This is a genomic window from Caballeronia sp., assembly GCF_049581465.1.
Classification (GTDB): Bacteria; Pseudomonadota; Gammaproteobacteria; order Burkholderiales; family Burkholderiaceae; genus Caballeronia.
In genome coordinates, this window is record NZ_JBAUSA010000507.1 from 1 (window position 1) to 2,435 (window position 2,435).

At 59.5% G+C, this 2,435-nt stretch carries 2 protein-coding genes; one reads left to right on the forward strand and one right to left on the reverse strand.

Annotation, left to right across the window (positions count from 1 at the left end):
• Positions 1–74: 74 nt before the first annotated feature.
• Positions 75–1,217, reverse strand: coding sequence for a branched-chain amino acid ABC transporter substrate-binding protein (locus WCA53_RS12470; protein ID WP_423910119.1), 1,143 nt, complete (start codon positions 1,215–1,217; stop codon positions 75–77).
• Positions 1,218–1,445: 228 nt separating this feature from the next.
• Here WCA53_RS12470 and WCA53_RS12475 point away from each other — a divergent pair, with 228 nt between their 5' ends.
• Positions 1,446–2,369, forward strand: coding sequence for a LysR family transcriptional regulator (locus tag WCA53_RS12475; RefSeq protein ID WP_423910122.1), 924 nt, complete (start codon positions 1,446–1,448; stop codon positions 2,367–2,369).
• Positions 2,370–2,435 lie beyond the last annotated feature (66 nt).

A 2,435-nucleotide genomic window follows, 5' to 3' on the forward strand; every position in this document is an offset into this window, starting at 1 on the left:
CAGGTATTCATCATCGACTTGATGGAAAGCGACCGTCTGGTCCAGCGAACAGCGCCCGGTTGGACGACGTCGATCTAGGGCTGGGACGATGCCAGCGGTGTCGGCTCACCGTTTCGATAGGTATAAATCGTAATCGGCGAGTCCTTCAGATCGCGATTCTTGTCGAATCGATACTGCCCGGAAACCCCTTGGAAATCGATGCCAGCGAGCGCAGCACGATACTGTGCCGGTTCGATAGAATTAGCCTTCTGCATGGCCTGCACGACGATATTCACGCCATCGTACAACGCCGCGCTGTAAGTCAATGGATCGGTTTGGAAGCGCTGCTTGTACTCCGCCTTGAACTGCCGCCCTTCCTGCGTTTGATCGAGGACGGGGCCGCCTTGCGGACAATACACGCGCGTATCGACCGCGTCGCCGCCGAGTTTCGCCAGTTCGACATTGCACATGGCATCGCCGCCAAGCAGGTAGCCGTTCATCGCGAGGCGCTTCATCTGCTTGCGCAGCGCACCGGCTTGCGCGTAGTAACCGCCGTAGAAGATCCCTTCCGCGCCGACGCCTTTGACATGGGTGAGGATCGAGACGAAGTCGGTCGCTTTGTCGGTCGTATATTCTCGATCCACGATCTCGATGCCGTTGGCTTTGGCTGCGTTGACAAATTCGTCGGCGAGACCCTGGCCGTACGCTGTCCGATCGTCGATCACGGCAATACGCTTGACCTTCAATTGCTTTGCTGCAAATTCGCCCATGCGGCTGCCAAGCTGTGTGTCGCTGGCAGAGATGCGGAACACGAACGGATAGCCGTGTTGCGTGATCGACGGGTTCGACGCGACGGTGGCCATCACGATTCCCGCGACATTAACCAGGTTTGAGATCGGAATCGCGACACCCGAATTGAAAGGTCCAAAAATGACCTTCACATTGTCGTCGACCAGGCTTTGCGCGACCGCCATCCCGGTACGCGGATCGGCGGCGTCATCTTGCGAAACCAGTTCGAAGCGGGTCTTCTGACCGCCGATCACGAGCCCCTCGGCATTCAAACGCTCGATCGCCATCCTGACGCCGTTTTCGTCATCCTTGCCAATGGCGGCCTGAGCGCCAGTCAAGGGACCGGTCAAACCGATCTTCACGACCTGCTCGCCCGCCGTCGCGTGCACCGACACCATGCTCAAAGCGACTGCTGTCAACCAGCTTGCACCTGCGACCCTATTTTTCATCATGCTCTCCTCACATCGTGACGTATCAAATCGCCCTGCCGCCGGAGGTGGCGAACGCGTTGCGCTTTGGCTTAGAAAACATCCCATTGGGAACCCGCTCCCCGTGTGCCTTCGCGCAACCTTGGGCAGTGGAGTTGACAGCAATTCTGTGTAGCCAAATTCCCCAATAAAATGCACTATTGATGAAACACATTTCGGTAATTTCCGAACTAACCGAGGGACGGTACGATGCAAGTCCAGGACGCGGATCTAAAGCTGTTGCGGATCTTCGAAACCATCGTGCGTTGCGGCGGCTTCGCCGCCGCGCAACCGATCCTCAACATTGGCGCATCGAGCATCAGCGAATACATGTCGCAGCTGGAGACACGCCTCGGACTGCGACTGTGTGAACGCGGACGTGCGGGCTTCCGGCTGACAGACGAAGGTGCGGAGCTACACGCCGCCGCGCAACGTCTGCTCGGTGCGGTCGATACGTTTCAAATGGAAGCCGGCGCGTTGCGCAATCAGCTTTCCGGTGTGTTGCGCTTCGGCATGATCGAAGCGACCTTGACCGACAAATACTCGCCGCTGCCGGCAGCGATTCGGGAGTGCGGCCAGATGGCGCCCGACGTCCGCCTGCATGTGCAGATTGACACGCCAGGCAGCATGGAGCAGCACGTGCTGGACGGGCGCCTGCATCTGGCCGTCGGGCCATTTCCCGCGCAGATTCCCGGTCTCGACTACGTGCCGCTTTATCGGGAGGAGCAGGGGCTCTACTGCGCATCGACCCACTCGTTATACGAGCGGGCGAGCGGCCGTGTCCCAGTTTCGGTACTTAGCAAACAGCGCCTCGCTGCGCGCGCTTACCTCGGCGGCCAGGAGCTCAAGCTGCTGCACATGGCGCAGGCCGCGGCCTCGGTCGACAACGTCGAAGGCCGCGCGATGCTCATCCTGTCGGGCAACTACATCGGCTTCCTGCCGCCTCACTACGCACAGCCTTGGGTAGACGGCGGTCTATTGACCCGCATCGATCCCGAGCACTACGTCACACATCTGGACTTTCAGATCATCACGCGCAAAGGAGGCGAATCGGCGCGAGTCGTGCAGGCCTTTTGCAACCAGCTGCGTACTGCGGCCAAGGAAGTGACCCGCGCCGCGCGAAGCGGCAAATAGCTAACGGGAAAGGCTTCGTTTGACCTTGCGTTGATGCATCACGCGGCCAATCGTGTTCAGCAGCAA